Below are 24,040 nucleotides of genomic sequence, written 5' to 3' on the forward strand. Positions count from 1 at the left end.
GTCATGAAACCCGACGGTCACACTGTCTCGTACAGCACGACCGCCGGCAGTTTTTGTTGCCTAATCTCCGTTTAATTTGGCGACCATAAAGTTATAGGCATAGCGCGCTACGCGATTGCCGATTTTTTCCCCCTCAGGAAGAGACGAGAGGAAGTGAACGCCTGACCAGAAACGGCTCATTGAGCAGTTATGCTCGAAATCACTCCAGGTGGGGAACACCAGCTCAATATCAGCGGCTGGTGTGACTCCGGGTTCAATCCGGGAGCTTCCCTGTGGCACGGAAACAACATAGCCAAGCTGGTCTGAGCCCAGGAACAGACGGCTGGCTTCAGCGTGCGCGGCGCAAAAACTGGCGGAGCCGGAAGGATATTCCGGATGGTCCGCTACCGGCAGATAACTGGTCCATTCAGAGCCCTTCAGGTCGTAGACGGTGCCTTGTCCCGGGCCACCCCACGCCGTAACCAGCTCATCTCCGTAGAGGTAACGAATTGCGCTGAATGGCCGAACGGCATCAAAGCGTGCCTTTTCCTGCCATATTGCAATAGCGGTATCAAAAGCGGCCATATTGGTCAGAAAGTCGTATTGGATGAATTCGGCCAGAGATAACTGCTGGCTGAACGAGGCGAACACCGCGGAGAAGCCAAGACTGTTGATCTTGTTGTCAAACAGTTCAGCCATGGCTTTCTGCTCGTCCGTCATACTGGCCGAAGCCTGAAGGACTTCATCTGCCTGCTGCCGGTATGCACCGTAATTGCGTACGTTACTTTTAACCGGAGGCCTGGCGCGAAAACGTTTGGGGTTGTGGTAGGAGTAGGGCCGGGTAATCCGCATTTGCGGAGTTACGAATTGCTGGATCTTGAACAGCCCATTGCTGCCTGTCATGGCTGGCTGCCAGCGCGACGGATCGCTGAGCTCGTAGGCGGTATTAACCGGGGCGTAGCCGGTATAGTCGGCATAGGGCGCGCGGTGATAGGTTCTGTCACCTTCATTGCCCAACTGGTTCATGCCGTCATTTTCCCGCGCGGCCACAAGTGCGATGCCAGCAGCGTTGCCAATGCCCGCGGGCTCGGTCAGGGCTGTTGTGTTGTTGTCCGGGTCCAGTCCCGCTGATGCCAGCATGGCGCGCCAATCGTCGTTTCTGTGGGGAAAGAGGCTGTTCAGCGCATGGTAAGACGCATACAGAAGGGCGATATTCAGGTTGAGATTGTTTTCGCTTTCGTTCGCCGGTCTTCGGCCCAGATTTGAGTAAACGCCAACGGCAGTGGGATGGTAGGGTGCCACCGCATCGAACCAGCTGTTGGTGATCAGTGTGGTGGCCCGCAATACCAGCGTTGCATCGCCCGCAGTAGGCGAGGCTTCAAAAATGGCCGGAATGGCGAAGGGGATGACCACTTCAATGGCGGCATTGCCGTGTGTCAGGTTGTGATGTTCGTTTGCCCTGGCGGGTAGTATCACTGTAAATAGCACGAGTAACAGCGTCAGGCTTCGGGGGTAGCGGCTAGGGAACAGATGTGGCTTTTTCATGGCGTTATCCTTACATGGAGCACAGAGTGATGGTCTGGTGTGCCCATCCTGTCCGGTCTGCTAAGGCGCCATTTGCGGTGTTGCCACTGATGGTAAAGCAGCGACTACTGCGGTGCGGGTTGGGAAAGGCGTTATGCCCATCCGTAACTATAGTTGATAGGTATCCGGGCCAATAAGAAAAGCAGATAAATTGGTCAGGGGCCACAACGAAAAAAGGCAGCCGAAGCTGCCTTTTTCAAACGTGCTGACTGTTATTTAAACAGCAACTACGTTTTCTGCCTGAGGACCTTTCTGGCCTTCAGTAACGGTGAAGTCGACTTGCTGGCCTTCAGCCAGAGTCTTGAAACCGCCACCCTGAATAGCGCTGTAGTGAACGAAGACGTCCGGGCCGCTTTCGCGAGTGATAAAGCCGAAACCTTTTGCTTCGTTGAAAAACTTAACAGTACCGGTAGTAGTAGACATAATCATAATCCTGAAATCGATAATTTAATGTGCCGCCAGACCATCTGAAGTGATGACTGATCAGCGTTGTGCGGAAACAAAAAACGCGCGGAATCAAAAACAGGACGGAAAACTACCGAAAACAACAGAGATGCGTCTTATTCGTGAAATGCTGTGCTAAATCTTTCCTACGAAACGCACTCTACCCTGTCGCACCCTTGATTGCCAAGTTTATTTTCATAGGCAATAACCGATGCGGGTCCTGACCGGATAATTACCCCTGCAAGAGGTGAGCTCAACAGATGACACTTTTCCTGCTCTTTTTGTCCCACATCGTCGTTCCGCTGGTGTTTATCGTGGCTGTCGGTTTCGGCAAGGCTCCGTCGAGGGTTCACTGGCTGAGCTATCTGGCATTGGCTGTTGTGTATCTAGTGCTGATTCAGCGGGCGGGAGGCTGGATATGGCTTGGTGGGTACTGGCCCTGGCTGTTCTGGGCCGGCCTGGCAGTGAGTGCGACCTGGTTCCTGGTGCGTCGCATGCCGGCGCTGCCGGTGTGGCCGGCCTGGCGTCCGGGGGCAATATTGTCGCTGGGCTTCAATGTTGCCATATTGGCTGCGCTGTCAGTGCCCGCATGGTCTTCACTGGGTGCCGGGGATGCCGGTTCCGAACCGGTTGAATTGAGATGGCCATTGGAGCAGGGGCAATACCGCGTGGGGCAGGGAGGCAACTCCCACGTAATGAACCATCACCATGGTATAGACGCTCAAAACCATGCCATTGACGTGGTGCGTGTTGGCCGCTTTGGCCTGCGTACCCGCACAATCGTCCCTGGCGTGCTGGAGGACTATAGTATCTGGAATGCGCCTGTAACAGCTCCCTGTTCCGGCGAGGTAACCCGCGTTGCCAAGGGCGTACCTGATCAGACACCGCCCCGGAGCGACCAGGGCAATCCTGCTGGTAACTTTGTTGCCGTCCATTGTGGCAATGTGACTGTACTGCTGGCTCACCTCCGGCAGGGTTCGGTTTCGTTACAGAAGGGCGATAAGGTAATGTCCGGGGAGCTGGTAGGGCGAGTGGGTAATTCCGGGAATACCAGTGAGCCCCACCTGCACATGCATGCTGTGCACGGCAGGGTTTCAGAGCATGATCGCCTTCTGTGGAAGGCCAGGGGGCTGCCCATGAGCTTCGATGGCCGTTATCTTGTTCGCAATGATGTGGTCGGAAAGAGGATTGATTGATGAAATACATCTTTGAGGTTCGCATCCGCGAGGGACACACCGCCGAGGAATACGCTGATGCCTGGGTCCGCGCCAGCGAGATTATTCAGCAGGCGCCCGGCGCAAGAGGGACAGAGCTACACCGAAAGATCGACGATCCCGATGTATTGATTGCCATCGCCAGTTGGGACAGCAAGGCGGCCCGGGATGCCATGGAAGGTAAGCACAATCCGGAGGTTGCCCGCATCATCCGCAGTGCAGCACCATTCTGCGACATTACCCCTCTTGGTGAGTTTGAAGATCCTGAGTGGGTGGTTATGCCTCCCGGAAAACGGAAGTAACCGAGGGATCATGTCAGCAGGAACCCCGCAGATTTCGTCCACAGCCGCCCTGGCATTCCAGGGCGGGATCGGGGTGCTGGGGCTGGCAGCCATTCTGCTGTTTGGTATTCCTGTCCTGAACGACGGGCTGAGCCTGGGCGCTGCGTTTATCTGGGGGGGCCTTGGCAGCGTGGTGACCTACGGGGTTATCATGACCCTGACGTGGCTGCCCGGCTTGTTGCGACAATCGCTGGAAGCCCAGCTAGAACAGTTACACAGGTTTGCACGTGATTATTCCTGGCCAATTCTGGTGGCGCTCTCCATACTGGCTGGTGTCGGCGAAGAGTTGCTGTTCCGTGGTGCCATTCAGGGCTGGCTGGCCCAGCATCTTGATGAAAGTCTGGCGATCATAGTGGCCTCGTTGTTGTTCGGGTTGGTGCACTATCTTTCCTTGACCTATTTCGTACTGGCAACCGGACTGGGCCTTGTTCTCGGAACGGCCTACGCGGCGACAGACAGCTTGTTACTGGTAATGGTCTGGCACGGGGCTTACGACATGTTGGCACTGTATTGCCTGCGCCGGTTTCCAGAATGGTTCGGGGTTCGCAGTGGATAAGCCACAAACGCGTCGCCTGTTCTTCGGGGTGGAGATCCCCGAAGGCATCAAACAGCGGTTGCTGTGGATTCAAACTCCAATGGTAGGGGCGCGCTGGCAAACCCCGGAACAGATGCATCTCACCCTGGTGTTTCTGGGAAGTGTGGAAGCGCAACGGTTCGAGGATGTACGCGAAGCCGCCCGAAACCTCCCCCTGAAACCGTTTGAACTGACTGTGGCAGGGCTAGGGTGTTTTGGTCATCCTGATCACCCGAAGAATTTGTGGGCCGGAGTGCATTCTGTCGATGAGCTGGCCGAGTTAAAAGGCATGCTCAGTCAACGATTGGCATTTTCCGGGTTCGCACTGGAAAAACGGGCTTTCCGACCGCATATCACGCTGGCCCGGTTCAAGAAAGAATCCAGCTCGGTGAGGGAGGTGTTGCAGAAGCATCAGGCGTTCCATGCCGGTACGTTTTTGGTTACCACATTTGCGTTGGTTGAAAGCAACATCGGGGAGCAGGGTTCCGTCTACCAGGTAGTCGAAACGTTTCCGCTGGTCGGGGCAGAATGACATTGAGCACCCATCCTGGACAAATTTTCGGTAAGATTCGGGTTTAAATCATTTCTGGGGTGCTCCGAATGTTCTACTACGAAGTTGAGCCAAGATTCAGCGATACCGATGCGCTTGGCCATATCAACAACACCGTTTATCCGGTCTGGTTCGAGCAGGCCCGGACCCCGGTGTTCCAGATCTTCCACCCGTCACTGACACCTGAAGGTTGGCCTCTTATCCTCGCCAGGATGGAAATAGACCTGAAAGCACAGTGCTACTGGGCGACCCCGGTCGAGGTGCGCTCGGGTATCGGGAAAATCGGCAACTCCTCGTTCGAGGTTATTCAGGAAGCCTGGCAGAACGGCGCACTGGTTGCGCGTGGTGTAACCGTGCTGATTCATTTCGACTACGAGATCCAGAAATCCGTTCCTGTCCCCGCCGAGATTCGTAACCAGCTTGCGGGGCACATCTTCGAGGAATAGGCGAGTATCCAGTAGGCATAGCCGGGAGGTGTCATGGACAGCTTTAACAAAGAAGAAGTGGAACGTGTTTTCTCATCTGCACCGTTCATTGCCGATCTGGGCCTTGAGCCGGTATCAATCGAATCTGGAGAGTGTCGCTCGAGGCTGGTGCTGGCGCCCCGGCATCTGCAACAGGATGGCTTTGTTCACTTCGGGGTCCAGGCAACCATGGCAGACCATACGGCTGGCGCGGCCGGCGCTTCCATGGCAAAGCCCGGGCAGATTGTACTCACCTCGGACTTCTCGCTGAAACTACTGAGGTCGGCAAAAGGCACGCACCTTGATTGCATTGCCAGGGTGCTCAAGGCCGGTTCCTCGCTGACGGTGGTGGAGTCCGAGGTGTATTGCGGGACACGCGAGGACATGCGGCTTGTTTCCAAGGCGACGGTTACACTGGCTGTCGTGAGCCCCCGCGAGTTTCCACAGTAGCTCATGTAACCCGCACTTCCCCGGAGAACTCGCGATGCGCACAGAGCCATGTATCGAGAAAAAAGGGAAATACCTGAGCAGGCTCCTGCGTGATTTGACCGCAGCTGTACTGATAACGCCTTTGGTGCTATTCGCCACATTGGCCCGCGCCGATGTGTCTGACGCATTATTTCCCGGGCTGGTCGAACAGGCTTCCGGGCTTGAACGCCTGCACAGCCTGGTGATCGCCGTGGACGGCGAACTCCTGTTTTCAAAGGCATTCCGTGGCCCGGGAACTGAAGTGCCCGTCAATATCAAATCCCTGTCGAAGACCGTACTCTCCGCGATCGTTGGCATAGCGGTCGACCGTGGGGTATTCACGAGCGTGGATCAGCCCATTGCGGACCTTCTGGACGTGCCTGCCAACGCCAGCCACCGGGTCAGTGACGTCACCGTTGGTCACCTGCTGTCCATGCAGGCCGGCCTGCAACGCACGTCTGGCCGTTATTACGGGGAGTGGGTCAACAGCGATAACTGGGTGAACTATGTTCTCAGCCGCCCGTTTGTGGCGGAGCCTGGCGCCGACATGCTCTATTCCACGGGCAGCTACCATTTGTTGTCTGCGGCCCTTACCGAGAGTACGGGGCGTAGCACTCTCGCTACTGCCCGTGACTGGCTGGGCGAGCCGCTGGGCATAAAAATACGTCCGTGGTTGAAGGATCCCCAGGGAATCTATTTCGGTGGCAACAACATGCACCTGTCTCCCATGGCGCTGCTGAAAATCGGCGAACTGTATCGTAACGATGGCGTGCATGCCGGTAAGCGGCTGTTGTCACCTGAGTGGATTGACCAGTCATGGACAGAGCGGGGTACCTCCCGGTACACCGATGACCGCTATGGTTATGGCTGGTTCGTGACCGATCTGGGAGGGCACCGCGCCTATTATGGCCGCGGATATGGTGGGCAGATGCTGTATGTTGTTCCTGACCTGGAAATGACTGTCGTGATGACATCTGATCCGGAACCGCCGGCATCGCCCTCGTTCATGCAGAAGCAGAATGCGCTACTGGAAGACTTCGTTATTCCTGCGTTTCCGCTTGCCCCTGCTTCCTCGCCTCGAAGCTCTCAAGCTCAACGTTAATCGCGTTGGTCGAAATCACGATTTCATACAGTGAGTACAGCAACGACACTGAAAGCAATAGCAGGCTGATGCCAAACGCGATGGCTCCGGCGAGCTCCGCTCCGACAAACAGCACGAACATGGACATGGTGCAGAGGAAAAAGCTGAGCACGCCATAGGCCTGCATTCGCTTGGTCAGCACAATGCGTTTTCGCAGCATGCTGATCTGCCTGGCAATAAGCGCGTGGTCCTCTTCCGTGTCCATCTGCTTGAGCTGGCGGATCAGCTGGGCGAGTACAAGAAAGCGATTGGTGTAGGCCAGCAGCAGCAATGAAATCGCCGGGAACAGCAGGGCGGGCGTGGTCAGTGTCAACGTTTGCTCCTCGGTGGATTGCGTCTGTGGGAAAGCGTCCAGTCTATAGTTGGTACGGGGCGTTAGCCAGCGATTACAGGGTACCACCGACTGCCCTACTGACGCTTTTGGTCGTGCCAGTGTCGTATTGGTTCAACCCGCTCCACGCAAACAGGGTCACATTAGAGCTATCGACAACCCGGTAGGGGGAGATAGCAATGGCCGTTAAATTTGAACACGCACTGCAAGACTATCCGCAACAACGTGCAGGTGCTGCACGCCAGCCTGACAGCGTCGATCAGTCGGATCGACGGGTGCCGATCAACCTGCGCCAGTCCGGCCCAACACCGGTGGAAATGCTGATTTCCACACGGGTCCGTAAGTCGCCGTACTGGCACCTGGCCTATGAGGCAGGCTGCTGGAGGGCAACCGTTTACAACCGTATGTATCACCCCCGGGGTTATGTCCGCCCTGAAGACGGTGGTGCCATGGTGGAATACGACTCTCTGATCAATGACGTCACCATGTGGAACGTGGCTGTAGAGCGCCAGATCCAGGTCAAGGGCCCGGATGCGGAACGCTTTGTAAACTACGTGATCACCCGGGATGCCACCAGGATCAAACCCATGCGGGGCAAGTACGTCATCCTGTGTAACGAGGAGGGAGGCATCATCAACGACCCCGTGTTGTTGCGGGTTGCTGAGGATGAATTCTGGTTTTCACTCTCCGACAGTGATCTGGAGCTGTGGATGCGGGGCGTAAACATCGGTATGGGGTTCAATGTCTCCATCGCGGAAATCGATGTGGCGCCGGTTCAGATCCAGGGTCCCAAGTCTGAGGCCCTCATGGCGGATCTGTTTGGTGATGCGGTGAGGGATATTCCCTTCTACGGGCTGATGGAAGGCCAGGTTGCCGGCCACGACGTGATCGTTTCCCAGACCGGTTTCACTGGCGAAAAAGGCTACGAGATATACCTGAAGGAAGCCACCAAATACGCCGAAGATCTCTGGTATACCGTGCTTGCTGCGGGTGAGCCCCACAATCTTCGGGTTATTGCCCCTGCGCATCATCGCCGGATTGCCGCGGGCATTCTTTCCTGGGGCCAGGATGTCGACCAGGAGACCCTGCCGTTCCAGTGCGCACTGGCCTACCAGGTACCTCGCAACAAGGAGGCGGACTACATCGGCAAGCAGAAGCTTGAGAAGGTTCGTGAGCAGATCGATGCCGGTCATCCTCCGTTTAGCCACATCATGGTGGGTATCCGCTTTGGCGGCAGCCCGGTGACGGATTATGCCAATGATTTCTGGCTGATCAGCGGGCCGGACGGTGGCCAGCCCGAAGGCTATGTCACTTCGCCCTGGTACTCGCCCGAGCTGGAGACGAATATCGCACTGGCGTATGTACCCTATGATCTGCGCAGCATCGGCACCCGGCTGACGGTCCACCTGCCGGTGGAGTATGCCACCGCGGACGGCTCCACCGATGTGGAGGCGGAAGTGGTTGAGGTTCCCTTCCGGCCATCCGTGAATCCCAATGCCCGCGAGCGGGCCCGGGCGAAAGGCATCGATTTCGCGGATTAGCAACAGGATGCGTTGGTTATGAAACTGGTGGGTGAAAAACAGGCGTTCAGTCCCCTTGGTGAAGAGGCCGCTGCCAGGCTGCGGAGCCTGGCGCGCTGTGCTTCCATTGAGGCGACACCTCGCCAGATACTGACTTCAGAGAATCTGACAGCCCTGTTGCCTCAGGGTACCTGCGTCTACGTACCGTTTCTGCCAAAAGGGCAGTTTACGGACACACTGGCTGCCTGCCGGCATCTTCTGGATACCGGCATGCAGCCAATCCCTCACGTGCCGGCACGCATGGCCGATAGTCGCGAGCAATTGCGGGACTGGCTGGTGCAGCTGGAGGAGAGCCGGGTTGATCGCCTGTTGCTGATTGCCGGCGACAGCGATGCGGCCGCTGGCCCATTCCCGGATACCCTGGCGGTGCTGGAGTCCGGGCTGCTGGCCCAGTTCCGGTTTCACGGGATCGGAGTGGCTGCCCATCCCGATGGGCACCCCATGGCGGACCGTGCCACGTTGATCCAGGCCTTGGGCATCAAGCGTGAATACGCCCGCGCCACATCCACCCGGCTATGGGTGGTGACCCAGTTTACGTTTGACGCCGGCGTGGTTATCGACTGGCTGCAAAGCCTGGGCGATATCCTGGAAGAAGTGCCGGTCTACATCGGCATGGCAGGGCCGACACGGGTGAAAACCCTCATCGCCTATGCCGCCCAGTGCGGGGTGGGCGCGTCTGCCCGGGCGATGCTGCGTCGACCGGGCAGCGCCAGACTGCTTCGTGCCTGGACGCCGGACGGCATGGTGCATGCCCTGGTCCGGTATTGCCTGGACAACCCGGATACGCTGCTGCGGGGTATCCATCTGTTTCCGTTCGGGGGTCTGCGCCAGTCGGCGCAATGGATTCAAGAGCATAGCGGGTCCGCTACGGACCAGAGGGAGCATTTCCATGAGTCTTCAGTACAGTAAGCTGACATCCGCCACGCCGGTTTCGGAGGAGTGGCTGCCGCCGGGCACTCCGGATATCGAGATTGCCCGCTCGGTCCAGCCCCAGTCTATTCTGCTGCTGGCCCAACAGCGTTTCGGTCTGCCAGGGGAGAGTCTGGTGCCTTTCGGGCACTACAAAGCCAAGCTGGATATGGCTTATGTGGATACCTCCGCTACCGCTCCGCGCGGCAAGCTGGTTCTGGTTACCGCCATTACGCCAACCCCGGCCGGAGAGGGAAAGACTACCACCAGCGTGGGGCTGAACGACGGCTTCAACCGGCTGGGAGTCCGCTCTTCCGTGTGCCTGCGGGAGCCGTCCCTTGGCCCCTGTTTTGGCATGAAAGGCGGGGCCGCTGGCGGTGGCCGTGCCCAGGTCATTCCCATGGAAGACATCAACCTGCACTTTAACGGCGACTTCCACGCCATTACTACCGCCCACAACCTGTTGGCCTCGCTGATCGATAACCATATCCACTGGGGCAACGAAGCCGGGCTGGATCCGCGTTACATAAGCTGGCGAAGGGTAATGGACCTGACCGACCGATCCTTGCGCAACATGGTGTGCGGTCTGGGTGGTGCGGCCCATGGAGTACCCCGGGAAACCGGGTTCGACATCACGGTGTCGTCAGAGATCATGGCGATTCTTTGCCTGGCAGACGGGCGCGCCGACCTGAAACAGCGATTGGGAAATATCATCGTTGGCAGGCGTTCGGACATGACACCGGTCACTGTCCGTGACCTTGGTGTGGAAGGCTCGCTGACCGTTCTGCTGAAAGAAGCACTGCAGCCAAATCTGGTTCAGAGCCTGGAGCATAATCCGGTGTTTATCCATGGTGGACCGTTTGCCAACATTGCCCATGGCTGCAACTCCGTGACGGCTACCCGGGCCGCACTGGCACTGAACGATGTCGTGGTGACAGAGGCTGGCTTTGGTGCCGATCTGGGGGCGGAGAAGTTTATTGATATCAAATGCCGACACACGGGCCTGCGCCCTGACGCTGCTGTGATTGTCTGCACCATTCGGGCCCTCAAGATGCAGGGTGGTGTGCCACGCAGCAGACTGGCGATTCCCGACCTGGCCGCGTTGCGGGAAGGCGCCACCAATCTGGAGCGACACATCCGCAACCTTCAGCAATTCGGCCTGACCCCGGTGGTGTGCATTAACCGTTTCCCGGATGACACCGACGAAGAACTGTTGCTGGTGCAGTCCATCAGTGAAGAACTGGGGGTCAGGGCGGTGCCGGCCGACCACTGGGCGACCGGAGGCGAGGGGGCTACCGAACTGGCCCAGGCGGTGCTCGACCAGATGGACGAGGCCACGCCTGAAGTGAAGTTCCTCTACGAGGACAGCCTGCCGCTGGCTGACAAGATCCGCACTATTGCAACGCGCATCTATCACGCGGGAAGCGTCGAATTTACAACCGTGGCCAGGCGACAACTGGAGGAATACGAGAACCTGGGATTTGGCCACCTGCCGGTATGCATCGCCAAGACCCAGTACAGTTTCTCGGCGGATTCGTCGGTCAAGGGCGCACCCTCCGGGCATATGCTGCCGGTGAGGGAAGTGCGCCTGGCGGCCGGCGCGGGATTTGTGGTTGCAGTGTGTGGCGACATCATGACCATGCCGGGGCTGCCACGGCGTCCTGCTGCGCTGGATATTGCCCTGGATGAGGATGGCCTGGTGGTGGGGTTAACCTGAGACGATGTCCTCACGGGAGCTCTCAAAGGTGCCGTAAGTGGGTTCCGCACGGGCCCGCTTCAGCGCTTGCAGGGAGGAAGACGGCAAACTGGCCATTGTGTCTGTCAGTGCGCCGTCGGCCCTGGCTGGAGTGAAAAATTCCATGCGTTCATACTTCGGAGCTCGTCCCATGGTTTTGCGGTAGCAGCGGCTGAAATGAGTGGCAGACACAAAGCCGCACATGGAAGCGATCTCCACAATCGAACAGGACGTCTGCTTGAGCAGCCGGCGGGCGCGATTAAGCCTGACCCTCAGGTAATAACGCGATGGCGTGCAACCCATATGTTTCAGGAACAGCCGTTCCAGCTGCCGGCGTGATATACCGGCCAGAGTCGCCAGTTCCTGCAACTCGATGGGCTCTTCGATATTGGCTTCCATCAATTGGGCGGCTTCTGCCAGCTTGGGTTGGGCGCAGGCCAGCCGCGGGTGCATCGGCATGGGCTGTTGTTCGCTGTCTTCCCGCACCCGGTCGCAGACAAACATGTGGGAGATGGCGTTGCTGAGTTCCTGCCCGTGCCGCCTCGCCAGAAAGCTGAGCATCATGTGCATTGGTACGGTGCCACCGGTGCATGTCATACGCTCCCGCTCAACAGTAAACAGGTGGTTGTTGGTCTGCACCCGGGGAAACCCCTCCTGAATGGCTTCCAGGCATTCCCAGTGTGCACTGCAGGCATAACCGTCCAACAGGCCGGCGCTGGCCAGAACATAAGGCCCGGTGCAGACAGCTCCCAGCAGGATATGCCGCCTGGCCATCTGTTTCAGCCAGGTGATTTCCCGGGGTGAAAAACTTCGGGTTACGTCAATGCCGGCAACTACAATGACCAGGTCGAAGCTGTGTTCGTCCTGAATGGAGGCGTCCGGCACCATGGTGATGCCATCACTGGCCCGGGCATAGCCGCCGTTTGCGGTGAGGAGTTTCCAGGAATAGAGCTCGGTGCCTGCCAACTGGTTGGCCACGCGCAGGGGTTCAACAGCGGTGGCAAGGGCAATCAGGGTAAAGTTTTCGATCAGCAGAAAGCCTACCCGGTAGGGCTCCTGGGTGGGTCTGTTTGCGAGCGAGCCTGTGTCAGCGGTCATGTGTAACCCCCTTGGCCCGCCTGGGCCTGTTGCCGCCGCCGGTACCCGGAATGTCCGTGTCGACAGCCACAACCTGAACACTAGCTGTTGCACCTTGGTAGTGCAATAAGTGATCAGTTCCAATGTGGTTTCATTCTAAGGCGGCGGTCAGGAGGTCAATGGTCCAGATGCGACATCGTGAGTTCCAGTATGGCCTCCACGCGACTTTCAAACCTGTCGTAAATCATCTTTTCGGTGTCGCCGGCAAGCATACGGCCGCACACCGGCTGAGCTATTGTTGAAACAGGTCCCCATGAAGGAGTGCCCGAATTGGCCATCAGCCTGTTTGAACTGTTCAAGGTAGGCATTGGACCTTCCAGCTCCCATACCGTGGGCCCGATGGAGGCTGCGCGGCGCTTCGCCGAGGCTCTGGAGGGAGACGGACTGATGGCGTCTGTGGGTCGGGTCAGGGTTTCCCTGTATGGCTCACTTGGGGCTACCGGCAAGGGCCATGGCACCGGCCCCGCGGTGATGATGGGGTTGCAGGGGGAACGGCCTGACCGTATCGACCCGGAGAAAATGCCGGCTCGCCTTGAACGCATCCGCGGCAGCGAGACCCTTTTGATGGCAGGGCGTTACCCTGTTCGATTCCGCGAGAAGACCGACCTGGTTTATTACCGCCGTAAATCCCTGCCTGACCACCCCAACGGCATGACGTGCCAGGCGTTCGACGACAATGACCAGTGCCTGTACGAAAAAACCTACTACTCCGTGGGCGGTGGTTTCGTCGTGGATGCCGCCACCGAAGGCACTCCGTCGATTCGCGAAGACGATACGCCACAGCCATACCCTTTCGGCAGCGGCAAGGCGCTGCTGAGCCTGTGCAGGGAAGGGGGGCTGACAATTGCCGATATCATGTACGCCAATGAACAGGCCTGGCGCACACCGGATGAGATTCGCGGCGGTATCCTGGAGCTCTGGCGGGTGATGCGGACCTGCGTACAGAACGGTATTGCCCATGAAGGAGAGTTGCCTGGCGGCCTCAGGGTCCGGCGCCGTGCCGCGTCGCTGTATCGTTCGCTGATGGACAAGCAGAGGGTGGATCTGATTTCACCGTCCCTGAGCGCCCTGGACTGGGTGAATCTATATGCCTTGGCCGTTAACGAGGAAAACGCCGCCGGGGGACGGATTGTAACAGCGCCAACCAATGGCGCGGCGGGCATTATTCCGGCGGTGCTTCACTATTACTGGGAGTTCTGTCCCCGGGCGGACGAAGATGGCATTGTGCGTTTTATGCTTACCGCCGGGGCGATTGGCGTGCTGTTCAAGGAAAACGCATCCATCTCCGGGGCTGAAGTGGGCTGCCAGGGCGAGGTTGGTTCGGCCTGTGCCATGGCTGCGGCCGGACTGGCTGCGGCGACCGGCGGTTCGCCGGAACAGGTGGAAAACGCGGCCGAAATTGGCATGGAGCATCACCTTGGCATGACCTGCGACCCCATTGGAGGGCTGGTGCAGATTCCCTGTATCGAGCGCAACGCGATGGCCTCGGTGAAGGCCATCGATGCCGCCATCATGGCCCTGAGGGGGGATGGCAAGCATTACGTATCGCTGGATAAAGTGTTGCACACGATGAGGGAAACCGGCCGCGATATGCTGGACAAGTACAAGGAAACGGCAAGAGGAGGGCTGGCGGTCAACATCATTGAATGCTGACCGTCAGGGCCAGCCGGCGAGCACCGGTCACGACTTGACCCGTTCGTTGTCCGCGTCAAACAGGGCACGGTAGCCCACCGCCTCAATACGGATGGGGTAGTGCTCCTGGAAATATTCGAGAAGCAGTTCCCGGCCTTCTTGGGCATAGTCCACCGGAATATATCCCAGCAGGATGATTTTGCCCACGGAGGGCCCCCACACCACGCTGGTGTTGTAGGAACGGCGGCCGTGGCTGTCCACCAGCACCTCCCCGGTCTGGGGGTCCAGGATCGGCCACTGGCCGACCGGATACCGCAGGACACCATTGGCGTCCCTGTGGTCCGTCATGGTCATGGTACAAAGATACGCTGCCTGGCTGGGCCAGCCCCGCTGTTCCAGATAGGCGGCCTTGCCGTGGAAATCCGCCTCCTTGACCTTCGGCCGCTGCAGCCCGGCTTCATAGAGGTTGTATTCGGTTTCCAGGTCCACGTTCTGCAGGCGCAGGCTCTTCTCCAGGCGCCGGGTATTGGCATAGGTTTCGATGCCCACAGGGGTAACACCCGCCTCAAACAGCAGGTCCCAGATCCGCAGACCATAGCTGAACGGGAAGTAAAGCTCCCAACCCTGTTCACCCACGTAAGAGATGCGAAAAGCCCAGACCGGAACGCCCTGTATGTTCAGTTCCCGGGCGGTGGCAAACGGAAAATTCTCTGCCGACAGCTGGTCCGGGTCAGTGACGAACCGGGCCAGGGTTTCCCTCGCTTCCGGGCCCCAGAGCCCCAATGTTGCCAGCTCGTCCGTGCGGTCGTGCAGCTGGATGTTTTCCAGGCCTTTCTCCCTCGCCATGCGGGTAATCCAGCAGTAATCCCGGTGGCCGGTGTCGCCGCCGCAGACCACACGGTAGTCTTTCTCGCCCCGGCGGATAATGGTCAGGTCGGAGCGTATGCCGCCGCGACCGTCGAGGAAGTGGGTGTAGACGCCTTTACCGTGGGGTGTCGTGCCACCCACCTTGGCCACGGAAAGATATTCGAGCAGCGCTTCGGCGTCGTCACCGGTGATGTCGAAGATGGCGAAATGGGAGAGGTTGATCATGCCCACAGACTCGCTCATCTCCAGTTGCTCGGCGTTGGACACTTCCCAGAAATGCCGTGCATCCCACTCATGTTCTCTCACCGGTATGCGGTCCCGGTATTTCGCCAGCAGTGTGGGCTCGTTGGCAGCGTAGCCATGAGCCCGCTCCCAGCCGGCCGCTTCCATGAAGTAGGCACCCAGCTCCACTTCCCGCAGGTAGAACGGGCTGGTCCGCATCCTGCGGCCGGTGAGGTAGGGCTCGCGGGGGTGAACCGCCGGGGTGTAGATCTTCTTGGCGGTCTCGTAGCAGCGGTTGTAGACATACTCCGGCGTTTTCTGCAGCGGGTAATGGCGAGCAATGTCGATGCTGTGAGGGTCCATGTCCGGAGCCCCATGGGTCATCCAGTCCGCCAGTACCTTGCCCGCCCCGGGGCCATCCTTGACCCAGACTGCCTCGCAGAACCACAGGTTGCGCACTTCCGGGGATTCTCCCATCAACGAGCCGCCATCCGGGGTCACCGACAGCAGGCCGTTGAAGGAATGCTTTTCCTCCCAGCCCAGCTCGCCGAGAATCGGGGTCATTTCGATGGCCTTTTCGTAGGCGTTCATGACCTGTTCCAGGGAAAGGTCGCGCATGGACGGTGACATCCGCGCCTCGCCAGGCTCGGCAATGGCACCGGGATAAACCAGACGCGGGTTTTCGGCCTCGTAATAGCCCCATTCGATACGGCCACCTTCGGTGGTGGTGGGGTCGCCGGTGTCCCTAACGTAGGCGGAGTTGCCCTGGTCGCGAAATAGTGGATAGACAATCTGCTTGCCGGTGCCGGCCAGGTCCTCATAGGGGCCAAAGAACAGCAGCGGGTGTTCCAGCGGCATCAGCGGCAGGGGGGCGTTGGCGGTGTTGGCCATCAGAGGCCCCCAGATGCCCATGGATAGCACGACATATTCGGTTTCAATGTAGCCCTTGTGGGTTTCCACGCCACGCACCTGGCCGTTCTGGACATCGATACGAATGGCCGGTGTGTAGGCAAAGGCCTGAAGCTTTCCGCTGGCGACCGCCTCCTCCACCAGATCGCCGGCCACCTTCTGGGAACGGGGAACCACCAGCCCTGCATCCGGGTCCCACATGGCGCCCTGGATCTGGCTTTCCTCCACCAGCGGAAACAGCTCTTTCGCCTGCTTCGGAGAGATCATGCTGACATTGGTGCCGAAGGCCTTGCCGGAGCCCACCTTCCGACGGAGTTCGTCCATGCGCTCGTCATTGTCAATGCGGGCCACTTCCATACCGCCGCATTTCACATAATTGCCACGTTTTTCGTAAAAGGCCTGGCTGTATTTGGTAGTGTAAATATTCAGTTTGTCATGAGAGGTGGTGAAGCAGAAATCAGAGGCGTGGGAGGTGGACCCGATATCTGAGGGAATGGCGGATTTCTCCAGCCCTACAATGTCATCCCAGCCCAGCTCAATCAGGTGATGAGCTACCGAGGACCCCACGATACCGCCCTGACCGATGATGACGACCTTTGCACGTTTGGGTAGTTGTGCCATCTTGATTCCCCTTTCCCCGCATTGAATGCCCGCATATGTCGCGGCACGGCCTTGATTCAATGTGGCTCTGATCGGTCAGGGGAGGTAAATCCAATACGACACCAAGCCGTCCAAAAACGGCAAAGGGCAGGGGCGGGTCAACCCTGCTTAATCTTTCTCAGGAAATCTCCAATATTCTCAAAAGCTTCTTCAGCTTCTGGCAAAACATCCGGAAACATGTGCCATACATGAACCATGCCTGGCCAGGTTTTCAGCTGTACCGGTGATCCGGAATCTTTTGCCTTGTTGGCATAGCGACGGGCGTTGTCCAGCAGCATTTCCGAGTCGCTGGCGTGGATCAGAACAGGTGGCAGGTTTTCCAGGCTGCCCCGGAGGGGTGAGGCCAGTGGGCTGGAAGGTGACAGGCGCATGCCAAAAAAGCTCAGCCACCAGAGCACCGGCAGCGGCACCCGCATGAGGCTGCCGAAGGTGGGGCCAAGCAGGGGGTCAGTCTTGATATTGAGGCGGTTGCTCGGCGCCGTCAGTGTCAGGTCGGTGGATGGCGACAGGGCAACGGCCGCATCCGCCTGACGCAGGCCCTGGTCACGAATCCAGGCAATCAGGACCAGAGTGTGGCTGCCGCCGGCGGAATCCCCGGCCACCACCACGAATTCCGCCGGCTCCGGGCCATCGGGGCCATGTTCCAGCATCCACTGATACGCTTCCTGGCAGTCCCGCAATCCTTCCCGGTAACGATGTTCCGGCAGCAGCCGGTAATCCACGGTAAATACGGCAGCATTGGCCACTTCCGAAAGTCGGTCGGTGATGGTGCGGTGGCTGCGGGGGCTCCCTGCGACCCATGCCCCGCCGTGAATGTAGAGGATCCGGTGCCGGGTATTGGCACCAGGTGCCAATACCCACTCACCTCTTGGCGCATTGGGGCCGGATGGGCGGAATTCCGAAACAAATTCCCGCCCCTCGCTCAGGCCGTCCATGTGTTTACGCAGGGCCATCAGCCGGGCCCTGCCCCTCAGGCCCCTGGCAGAGCGGCTCATGTCCCGGATCGTCTCCAGTACCTGGTTGTGGCCCGGGCTCGGGTTGTAGTCCTGTTTCGGGAAATCGTCCCGGTCCAGATGCGCGAGATTCTCCCCGCGAAGCACCAGAACCGTGATCAGAACAATCATTAACAGTAGCGTCAGTACGAACCAGATCATGAATGAGCCTTTTTGGCAATCAACGTCTTGTGATACCGGAGTTTTCGCCTATTTGGCGGGCAAAGTAAACATTTGAGCGATTCGCCAATCGCGACTTTAATCTCAGTATGGACAGAGGCAACGTTCAGAAGATTACGTACCAGATTGGCATGGTGATGGTGGTGGCCGTGGCGGTGGGTGCTATCGCCTCACTTGCGGCCATCGGATTTGTGGATGCCGTGCATTACCTGAATGATCGCCTGCTGATCTCTCCCTATGCCCGTATCCTGGCAGAAAGCCAGCCAGGTCTGGTGGCTGTGGCCACCCTCGTGGTGCCGGCAGGTGGTGGCCTTGTTGTCGGCCTGATTGTTCACTTCCTGGTGAGGGAGAAGCGTGGACTGGCACCGCCCGATGCTATTCTGGCTGCACAGACCAGCGGGCCCGCACCTGGGTTCAGAAGCGGTGTGGCTTCAACGCTCGCTGCGCTGGTATCGCTTGGCAGCGGGGCGTCGGTGGGACAGTATGGCCCGCTGGTGTATCTCGGTGCCATGTTCGGGAACCTGGCGGGAGGGCTTCGGCTGAATCTCCGCCACCAGCGTTCCATTGCCATCGCCTGTGGCGTGGCGGCTGCCATTTCCACTGCCTTCAACGCGCCTATTGCGGGGCTGGTGTTTGCGCACGAAGTCATCCTTCGCCACTACTCGTTGCGCGCTTTTGCACCGGTGACAGTGGCAGCGGCTACGGGATATATCATTGCCAATGTGATATTTGATCGTCCTGCACTGTTCCTGGTGAGTTTCGACCGGGTGGAGCACAGTTACGAATTCGTCTTCTTTGCCCTGGAAGGGGTGCTGTGTGCGGGCCTGGCCTGGGTGTTCATGGTATTGCTGAAGTTCAGTAACAGCCTTGCCCGGCGTCATATTGCACCGCTCTGGGCACGCCCGGCCGTAGCGGGACTGGCAGTGGGGCTCGTGGCTCTGTGGATACCGGAAGTGCTGGGCATCGGGCAGGAAACCCTGCGGTTTGCCACCATCGAAGGGGCGTTCGGAATTGGCGAGCTGGCGCTGATCATCGCTGCCAAGCTGGTTCTGACGTCGGTGTGTGTCGGCTTCGGGTTCGTGGGCGGCGTTTTCAGCCCCGCGTTGTTGATTGGTATTCTGTTTGGCGCTTTTTATGGGCTGGTGTTGCCCTACGTGGCACCGGCTCCGCATTCCGGCCTGGTGGTATACGCCATTTGCGGCATGATGGCGTTGGCCAGTTCCGTCATCGGGGCCCCGTTGACCACCATTCTGATCGTATTCGAGTTGACCCGCAGTTACGATCTGACGATAGCCGCCATGGTTTCCGTTGTCTTCGCCAACCTGATTTCCTACCGGGTTATCGGCCGTTCACTGTTCGATCTGCAGTTGCGGTCCCGCGGTTTTGATCTCTCCCTGGGACGGGACAAGGCGATACTGGAAACCCACAGCATCGGCGACTATCTCTCCAAACATGTCACCACTGCCACTGATCGGGATACCGTCGGAGATGTGCGCCAGCGCCTGGTGGACGACCACCGTTCGGAAGCCATGGTCCTCAACCGGAACGGAAAACTGCTGGGGGTGGTCAGGCTACAGGGCATAGTGAACAGTAACGCCGATACGCCGATACTGGAAACGGCCATTCAATCATTCACTATTTTCGATGAGAACACCTCGGTGTGGGAGTCCATGGAACTGCTGCGGGGCTTTCTGGGTGAAGCGGTCCCGCTGGTGGACCGGCACGGCCGGCTGATGGGAGTGGTTCCGGAAGAAGCGGTGATACGGGCGTACCTGGAAATCGTGCATGACCTGCGAGAGGAAGAAAATGAAGCGGCTTAGCCTGGCGGTCTATTCCGCAATGACAGCCGGGCTGCTGGCCTTTTCGGCTGTCTCGCAGGCACAGCGCGGTAACGAAGGGCCTGAGGTGCTTACGGTAGCAACCTGGGGTGGTGCGTACGAGGAGAGTCAGCGGCGCGCGTATTTCGATCCCTTTACCGAGGCAACTGGTATAGAAATCGAAACGGTGCATTATGATGGCGGCGTGAAGGTACTGCGAGAGCATATTGCCAGTGGCGATATCGAGTGGGATGTCATTGACATGATCCAGTCCGACGCCAGCACGGCCTGTGAAGAGGGCCTGCTGGAATCCATTGATCCGGAGATTCTGGAGGCCGCGCCTGATGGCACACCACCACAGGAGGATTTCATGGAAGGTGCCATTCACCCGTGCTTTATTACCCAGATCGTGTTCTCGACCGTTATCGGATTCGATGACAGGGCGTTTCCGGGGGTCAAGCCTGACAGTGTGGAAGACTTCTTCGACCTCAAGGCATTTCCCGGCAAGCGTGCCCTTCGAAAATCCCCGACGGGACTGTTGGAGTGGGCGTTGTTATCGCTGGCAGTGCCCAGGGAGCAACTCTATGACCTGCTCAGTACCCGGCGTGGGCTGGAGCTGGCTTCCGGACGGTTAGAGGATATTCGCGAGGCCATTGTCTGGTGGACCCGTGGGGACGAACCGGCTCAACTGCTGGCAAGTGGTCAGGCAGCCATGGCCACCGGCTACAACGGTCGCTTTTTCCATGCCAGGGCAATGGAGGGAGCGCCTATTTCAGTGATCTGGGACGGGCAACTGATCGGCTTTAACAGCTGGACCATTCTTCGTGGCACGGATCAGCCTGGTCAGGCTGCGGACTTTATCGCCTTTGCCACGCGAACGGAGAACCTGGCGGCCCAGGCCAACCTGATCAGCTACGGACCGGCCCGCAAATCGGCGCAGGAGAGGGTAGGGTTGCACACAGATACAGGCGTCCCGATGCGCCCCTATATGCCAACGGCGCCGGCCCACATGGATGCCGCCGTTGTGCGGGACCACCACTGGTATTCCCAGACCGTCAGGTTACGGGAGCAATGGTTCCGCGAATGGCTGGAACGCTGACAGACCAGTGTCAGGCCGGTTCGCAGGCTTCGGTGATGACCCGGTTACGGCCGGCGGCCTTCGCCCGGTAGAGCATGGCGTCAGCGCGGTTGATGGCATCATCGGTCCCTTTGCCGGGGATGTATTCGGCAATACCTACAGTCACCGTGACGGGTACGCCGGCAATGGGGGCCCGTTCTATCGCCCTGCGGCAGCGCTGGGCAGCATGGCGGGCAGCGCGAAGATCAACGCCGGGGGTGGCTACAAGGAACTCATCACCGCCCCACCGTGCTGCCAGGTCCACCTCGCGTACGGTGCTGGAGAGAATGTCTGCAAACCCGCTGATAACCGAATCGCCGACCTTGTGGCCGTATTCGTCATTGATGTTTTTGAACTGGTCTATATCGATAAGAATGATGGTCAGCGGACGTTGGTAACGGTCTGCCAACGCGGCCTCGGCAGACAGAAAACGGTCGGCACCACGACGGTTTGAAAGGCCGCACAGGGGGTCGGTGTTGGCCCAGTGCTGCAGGGTTTCGGCGCGGGTAAAGGCGCCCCAGGTTCGCTCGCGTATAAGGGTTCCGGCGCTGGTCAGTGCCAGCAGCACAGCCAGAAAAAGGTGGATGCGCGCCAGGTAAACCCAGTTGTGGCAGAACTCGCCCGCTGCCAGGAAACAGCTCAGAATTTCATGAACTGCCAGGGCTCCGGAAAACAGGAACGTGCCTACCCCGGTCATCATGCCGCCCCGATACCCAAGGGTGATGAAGCCACCAACAATCAGTATCCCTACAGCCCAGTAATGGCCGCCGGCCAACAAAAGAAGATGTTCATTCAAAGGGTCGCTGAACGCGAAATGCCACGCAAGACGGCTGAGAATCATGGCGCCCGCCGTGGCCACCAGGATGATCTCCATGGTTCTGAGGGAGCCTGCTCTGCGCCAAAGAGCGACACAAAGGCCGGCAAGCACCAATGCGAAGGCCGGATAGGCTACGGCAATGAAAGCGTCACCGTTTTCCCGAAATGCCCAGCTGAGCAGAATGATCGCAATGGTGAGGATGAGGACACCCAGATAGATGCTCCGCCGGTAGGTCTCAAGGCGGTTCAGTTCTGTCTGAATGGCGTGAAGGTTGTTCCCGGGTGCTGAGTCCATAGCGCTTGTAAATCCGTTTAATGTGGAATCCCCTGTACGACCTGCATGAGAACCGCAAAATAGTACATGCACACTACAGATATTATCGCGCAATCCGCTCCTGAGTCTACGATTGAGAAACGACTTCCTGTGGTCTCTGAATCTGCTCAGGTGTGCTGTTGTGCACTGCCTTCCAGAATCTCCTGAATGTCTGTGGCCGCGAGTGTTTCTTTTGCCAGAACAGCTTCCGTCAGGGCTTCCAGTTGCTGGCGGTGCTCCGAAAGGAAGTTCACCGTCGCTTTCTCGAGCTCAATCAGTTTTGCCTGAACCTCGATGTCGATCAGCTCCGCCATGTGCTCGCTGTATTCCCTTGGCTGTCCCATTTCCCGCCCGAGAAACACATGCTCTTCACCGATGCCCAGTCCCAGAGGACCGATTTTCTCACTCATGCCCCATTGTCCGAACATGCGCCTCAGCAGTTTGGTGGCTTCCTTGAGGTCGTTCTGGGCGCCGGTGCTTACTTCACCGTAAATAAGCTTCTCCGAGGAACGGCCCCCCAGCATGACCTTGATACGGTCTGTCAGATAGCTTTCGGTATAGTTATAGCGGTCTTCTTTGGGCGTCTGTTCGGTAACCCCCATCGCCATGCCGTGGGGGATAATAGTGACTCGGGTGAGCGGGTCAGCCTTGGGCATGAAATAGGCCATGATGGCATGCCCGCATTCATGGTAAGCCACCACCTGCTTTTCTTCTTGAGTCAGTTCAGCATCGCGTTCTTCCCCAAGCACGATCCGGTCGCGGGCATGCTCGAAGCAGTCGTTGTTGACCTTTTCCAGGTTCAGTCTCGCGGCAGTCAGGGCGGCCTCATTCACCAGATTTTTCAGGTCGGCACCGGAGAAACCGATGGTGCGGGCGGCAATTTCTTCGAGCTCAACATCGTTGTCCAACGGAACTTTTCTGACGTGAACTTCAAGAATAGCCTTGCGTGCTTCCTTGTGAGGCCTGTCCAGCGTCACCTTGCGATCGAAACGGCCAGGGCGTAGCAGGGCGCTGTCGAGAACGTCCGGGCGGTTGGTGGCTGCAAGCACAACAACGTTCTCATGACCTTCAAAGCCGTCCATCTCGGTCAGGATCTGGTTGAGAGTCTGTTCACGTTCATCGTGGCCCCCACCGAAACCGGCGCCCCGGGACCGCCCAATGGCATCCAGTTCATCGATAAAGATCAGTGCAGGCGCCTCCTTGCGAGCGGTTTCGAACATGTCGCGGACCCTTGCCGCGCCAACGCCAACAAACATTTCGATAAACTCGGACGCACTGATGCTGAAGAAGGGAACATCTGCTTCACCGGCAATGGCTTTGGCCAACAGGGTCTTGCCTGTGCCCGGTGGGCCGACCAGCAGGATGCCAGTTGGCATATCCGCGCCCAGGGCTTTGTACTTTTCCGGAGCCGTGAGGAAATCGATAATCTCGGTAATGTCGCGCTTGGCGGATTCGATACCTGCTACGTCAGACAGCCTCGTTCTGGAGAACTGTTTCTCCACCCTGCGAGCCTTGGAGCGGTTGAAACCCAGCACTCCGCCACCCTGCTGCATCATGCGTTTCTGGGCGTACGACCAGAACCAGAACAGTAATGCTAGAAACAGCAACCAGGGGAGTACATTGGTCAGTACCTGTTGCCATACCGGAGGCTCTGCGGGCAGGGCGCTGATGGTCACCCCGTGGGATTCCAGGAGCGGAAGCAGGTCCGGGTCTTCAATCGGCGGCCGAACGCTATGGAAACGGAGCGAACTGGTGTCCTTGGCCCAGGCTCCGCCTCCCTCCTCGGTCAGCTGACCGTCGATATGATCGGCCCGAAGGGTGACCTCCTCCACCTGTTCGTTGGCGACCGCTTCCTTGAATTGCGAGTAGGGTAATTCGGTAACCGGTGGCTGACCACCGTCCTGGAGCCAGAAAAACATCAGAATGATTGCAGCACTGAGCCATAGGAACGAGTATTGAGCCGGAACTTGCGGAGGTTGCGGTTGTTGGGATTGCTGGGGCTTTTGTGTCTCGGTCATGGTGTCCCATCTTTATGGCTGTAGAATCTCCTGCCAATGGTGTTTT

General features: G+C 58.5%; 21 protein-coding genes. 13 read left to right on the plus strand and 8 right to left on the minus strand.

Translation table 11 applies throughout. The features are described 5' to 3' along the window. Positions 1 to 60: 60 nt before the first annotated feature. Positions 61 to 1,524 (minus strand): vanadium-dependent haloperoxidase, encoded by a 1,464-nt coding sequence (locus ABJM11_RS13675; RefSeq protein WP_348296433.1) that lies wholly within the window; start codon positions 1,522 to 1,524, stop codon positions 61 to 63. 255 nt (positions 1,525 to 1,779) lie between these two features. After that, a complete protein-coding gene (locus ABJM11_RS13680; RefSeq protein WP_027831301.1) occupies positions 1,780 to 1,986 on the minus strand; it encodes a cold-shock protein in 207 nt (68 codons plus the stop codon). Between the two features lie 281 nt (positions 1,987 to 2,267). Here ABJM11_RS13680 and ABJM11_RS13685 point away from each other — a divergent pair, with 281 nt between their 5' ends. The 7 genes from ABJM11_RS13685 (at position 2,268) to ABJM11_RS13715 (ending at position 6,720) form a co-directional block, all read left to right on the plus strand. After that, a complete protein-coding gene (locus ABJM11_RS13685) occupies positions 2,268 to 3,203 on the plus strand; it encodes a M23 family metallopeptidase (RefSeq protein WP_348296434.1) in 936 nt (311 codons plus the stop codon). Further along, a complete protein-coding gene (locus ABJM11_RS13690; RefSeq protein WP_348296435.1) occupies positions 3,203 to 3,523 on the plus strand; it encodes an antibiotic biosynthesis monooxygenase family protein in 321 nt (106 codons plus the stop codon). Before ABJM11_RS13685 ends, ABJM11_RS13690 begins: the two co-directional genes overlap by 1 nt. A gap of 10 nt (positions 3,524 to 3,533) precedes the next feature. Beyond that, positions 3,534 to 4,118, plus strand: a complete 585-nt coding sequence (locus ABJM11_RS13695) for a CPBP family intramembrane glutamic endopeptidase (RefSeq protein WP_348296436.1) — start codon at positions 3,534 to 3,536, stop codon at positions 4,116 to 4,118. After that, positions 4,111 to 4,668 (plus strand): RNA 2',3'-cyclic phosphodiesterase, encoded by a 558-nt coding sequence (gene thpR / locus ABJM11_RS13700; protein WP_348296437.1) that lies wholly within the window; start codon positions 4,111 to 4,113, stop codon positions 4,666 to 4,668. Before ABJM11_RS13695 ends, thpR begins: the two co-directional genes overlap by 8 nt. 68 nt (positions 4,669 to 4,736) lie before the next feature. Next, positions 4,737 to 5,132, plus strand: coding sequence for a thioesterase family protein (locus ABJM11_RS13705; protein ID WP_348296438.1), 396 nt, complete (start codon positions 4,737 to 4,739; stop codon positions 5,130 to 5,132). Positions 5,133 to 5,165: 33 nt separating this feature from the next. Continuing rightward, positions 5,166 to 5,600 (plus strand): PaaI family thioesterase, encoded by a 435-nt coding sequence (locus ABJM11_RS13710; RefSeq protein WP_348296439.1) that lies wholly within the window; start codon positions 5,166 to 5,168, stop codon positions 5,598 to 5,600. Positions 5,601 to 5,634: 34 nt separating this feature from the next. After that, positions 5,635 to 6,720 carry a serine hydrolase gene (locus tag ABJM11_RS13715; RefSeq protein ID WP_348296440.1) on the plus strand — a complete coding sequence of 362 codons (1,086 nt, stop codon included), beginning with the start codon at positions 5,635 to 5,637 and terminating at the stop codon, positions 6,718 to 6,720. On the opposite strand, the gene ABJM11_RS13720 is transcribed toward ABJM11_RS13715, so the two are convergent. Beyond that, entirely contained in the window at positions 6,659 to 7,072 is a 414-nt protein-coding gene (locus ABJM11_RS13720; RefSeq protein ID WP_348296441.1) for a DUF2721 domain-containing protein, read from the minus strand. The genes ABJM11_RS13715 and ABJM11_RS13720 overlap by 62 nt on opposite strands. A gap of 197 nt (positions 7,073 to 7,269) precedes the next feature. Here ABJM11_RS13720 and ABJM11_RS13725 point away from each other — a divergent pair, with 197 nt between their 5' ends. Genes ABJM11_RS13725 through ABJM11_RS13735 form a run of 3 tightly spaced genes read left to right on the plus strand, consistent with a single transcriptional unit; the run spans position 7,270 to position 11,296 of the window. Further along, a complete protein-coding gene (locus ABJM11_RS13725; RefSeq protein ID WP_348296442.1) occupies positions 7,270 to 8,631 on the plus strand; it encodes a glycine cleavage T C-terminal barrel domain-containing protein in 1,362 nt (453 codons plus the stop codon). An 18-nt stretch (positions 8,632 to 8,649) separates the two neighbouring features. Continuing rightward, positions 8,650 to 9,579, plus strand: coding sequence for a methylenetetrahydrofolate reductase (locus ABJM11_RS13730; RefSeq protein ID WP_348296443.1), 930 nt, complete (start codon positions 8,650 to 8,652; stop codon positions 9,577 to 9,579). Then, positions 9,560 to 11,296 carry a formate--tetrahydrofolate ligase gene (locus ABJM11_RS13735; protein ID WP_348296444.1) on the plus strand — a complete coding sequence of 579 codons (1,737 nt, stop codon included), beginning with the start codon at positions 9,560 to 9,562 and terminating at the stop codon, positions 11,294 to 11,296. Before ABJM11_RS13730 ends, ABJM11_RS13735 begins: the two co-directional genes overlap by 20 nt. Here ABJM11_RS13735 and ABJM11_RS13740 read toward each other — a convergent pair. Further along, positions 11,288 to 12,412 carry a GlxA family transcriptional regulator gene (locus ABJM11_RS13740; RefSeq protein ID WP_348296445.1) on the minus strand — a complete coding sequence of 375 codons (1,125 nt, stop codon included), beginning with the start codon at positions 12,410 to 12,412 and terminating at the stop codon, positions 11,288 to 11,290. The genes ABJM11_RS13735 and ABJM11_RS13740 overlap by 9 nt on opposite strands. 309 nt (positions 12,413 to 12,721) lie before the next feature. Here ABJM11_RS13740 and ABJM11_RS13745 point away from each other — a divergent pair, with 309 nt between their 5' ends. After that, complete coding sequence (locus ABJM11_RS13745; protein ID WP_348296446.1) at positions 12,722 to 14,104, plus strand: L-serine ammonia-lyase; 1,383 nt, start codon at positions 12,722 to 12,724, stop codon at positions 14,102 to 14,104. Positions 14,105 to 14,131: 27 nt separating this feature from the next. On the opposite strand, the gene ABJM11_RS13750 is transcribed toward ABJM11_RS13745, so the two are convergent. Next, positions 14,132 to 16,702: an FAD-dependent oxidoreductase gene (locus tag ABJM11_RS13750; RefSeq protein WP_348296447.1), complete on the minus strand. Its 2,571-nt coding sequence runs from the start codon at positions 16,700 to 16,702 to the stop codon at positions 14,132 to 14,134. A gap of 137 nt (positions 16,703 to 16,839) precedes the next feature. After that, complete coding sequence (locus ABJM11_RS13755; RefSeq protein ID WP_348296448.1) at positions 16,840 to 17,895, minus strand: alpha/beta hydrolase; 1,056 nt, start codon at positions 17,893 to 17,895, stop codon at positions 16,840 to 16,842. A gap of 107 nt (positions 17,896 to 18,002) precedes the next feature. Between ABJM11_RS13755 and ABJM11_RS13760 the strand changes: the two genes are divergently transcribed. Both ABJM11_RS13760 and ABJM11_RS13765 read left to right on the plus strand, forming a co-directional pair. Further along, complete coding sequence (locus tag ABJM11_RS13760; protein WP_348296449.1) at positions 18,003 to 19,733, plus strand: chloride channel protein; 1,731 nt, start codon at positions 18,003 to 18,005, stop codon at positions 19,731 to 19,733. Continuing rightward, a complete protein-coding gene (locus ABJM11_RS13765) occupies positions 19,720 to 20,829 on the plus strand; it encodes an ABC transporter substrate-binding protein (protein WP_348296450.1) in 1,110 nt (369 codons plus the stop codon). The genes ABJM11_RS13760 and ABJM11_RS13765 overlap by 14 nt, the downstream gene beginning before the upstream one ends. Positions 20,830 to 20,839: 10 nt before the next feature. On the opposite strand, the gene ABJM11_RS13770 is transcribed toward ABJM11_RS13765, so the two are convergent. Both ABJM11_RS13770 and ftsH read right to left on the minus strand, forming a co-directional pair. After that, entirely contained in the window at positions 20,840 to 21,958 is a 1,119-nt protein-coding gene (locus ABJM11_RS13770) for a GGDEF domain-containing protein (RefSeq protein WP_348296451.1), read from the minus strand. A gap of 146 nt (positions 21,959 to 22,104) precedes the next feature. Then, complete coding sequence (gene ftsH / locus ABJM11_RS13775; protein ID WP_348296452.1) at positions 22,105 to 23,994, minus strand: ATP-dependent zinc metalloprotease FtsH; 1,890 nt, start codon at positions 23,992 to 23,994, stop codon at positions 22,105 to 22,107. Positions 23,995 to 24,040: the final 46 nt, after the last annotated feature.

Origin of the sequence: Marinobacter sp., assembly GCF_039977835.1 — a bacterium.
GTDB lineage: Bacteria > Pseudomonadota > Gammaproteobacteria > Pseudomonadales > Oleiphilaceae > Marinobacter.

Excerpts from the sequence above, each read along its gene's own strand:
- ABJM11_RS13695 (WP_348296436.1), top strand. The coding sequence starts at position 3,534 with ATGTCAGCAGGAACCCCGCAGATTTCGTCCACAGCCGCCCTGGCATTC.
- ABJM11_RS13725 (WP_348296442.1), top strand. The coding sequence starts at position 7,270 with ATGGCCGTTAAATTTGAACACGCACTGCAAGACTATCCGCAACAACGT.
- ftsH (WP_348296452.1), bottom strand. The coding sequence starts at position 23,994 with ATGACCGAGACACAAAAGCCCCAGCAATCCCAACAACCGCAACCTCCG.
- ABJM11_RS13710 (WP_348296439.1), top strand. The coding sequence starts at position 5,166 with ATGGACAGCTTTAACAAAGAAGAAGTGGAACGTGTTTTCTCATCTGCA.
- ABJM11_RS13715 (WP_348296440.1), top strand. The coding sequence starts at position 5,635 with ATGCGCACAGAGCCATGTATCGAGAAAAAAGGGAAATACCTGAGCAGG.
- ABJM11_RS13755 (WP_348296448.1), bottom strand. The coding sequence starts at position 17,895 with ATGATCTGGTTCGTACTGACGCTACTGTTAATGATTGTTCTGATCACG.
- ABJM11_RS13680 (WP_027831301.1), bottom strand. The coding sequence starts at position 1,986 with ATGTCTACTACTACCGGTACTGTTAAGTTTTTCAACGAAGCAAAAGGT.
- ABJM11_RS13750 (WP_348296447.1), bottom strand. The coding sequence starts at position 16,702 with ATGGCACAACTACCCAAACGTGCAAAGGTCGTCATCATCGGTCAGGGC.
- ABJM11_RS13690 (WP_348296435.1), top strand. The coding sequence starts at position 3,203 with ATGAAATACATCTTTGAGGTTCGCATCCGCGAGGGACACACCGCCGAG.
- ABJM11_RS13760 (WP_348296449.1), top strand. The coding sequence starts at position 18,003 with ATGGACAGAGGCAACGTTCAGAAGATTACGTACCAGATTGGCATGGTG.
- ABJM11_RS13685 (WP_348296434.1), top strand. The coding sequence starts at position 2,268 with ATGACACTTTTCCTGCTCTTTTTGTCCCACATCGTCGTTCCGCTGGTG.
- ABJM11_RS13740 (WP_348296445.1), bottom strand. The coding sequence starts at position 12,412 with ATGACCGCTGACACAGGCTCGCTCGCAAACAGACCCACCCAGGAGCCC.
- ABJM11_RS13675 (WP_348296433.1), bottom strand. The coding sequence starts at position 1,524 with ATGAAAAAGCCACATCTGTTCCCTAGCCGCTACCCCCGAAGCCTGACG.
- ABJM11_RS13705 (WP_348296438.1), top strand. The coding sequence starts at position 4,737 with ATGTTCTACTACGAAGTTGAGCCAAGATTCAGCGATACCGATGCGCTT.
- ABJM11_RS13730 (WP_348296443.1), top strand. The coding sequence starts at position 8,650 with ATGAAACTGGTGGGTGAAAAACAGGCGTTCAGTCCCCTTGGTGAAGAG.
- ABJM11_RS13735 (WP_348296444.1), top strand. The coding sequence starts at position 9,560 with ATGAGTCTTCAGTACAGTAAGCTGACATCCGCCACGCCGGTTTCGGAG.
- ABJM11_RS13770 (WP_348296451.1), bottom strand. The coding sequence starts at position 21,958 with ATGGACTCAGCACCCGGGAACAACCTTCACGCCATTCAGACAGAACTG.
- ABJM11_RS13765 (WP_348296450.1), top strand. The coding sequence starts at position 19,720 with ATGAAGCGGCTTAGCCTGGCGGTCTATTCCGCAATGACAGCCGGGCTG.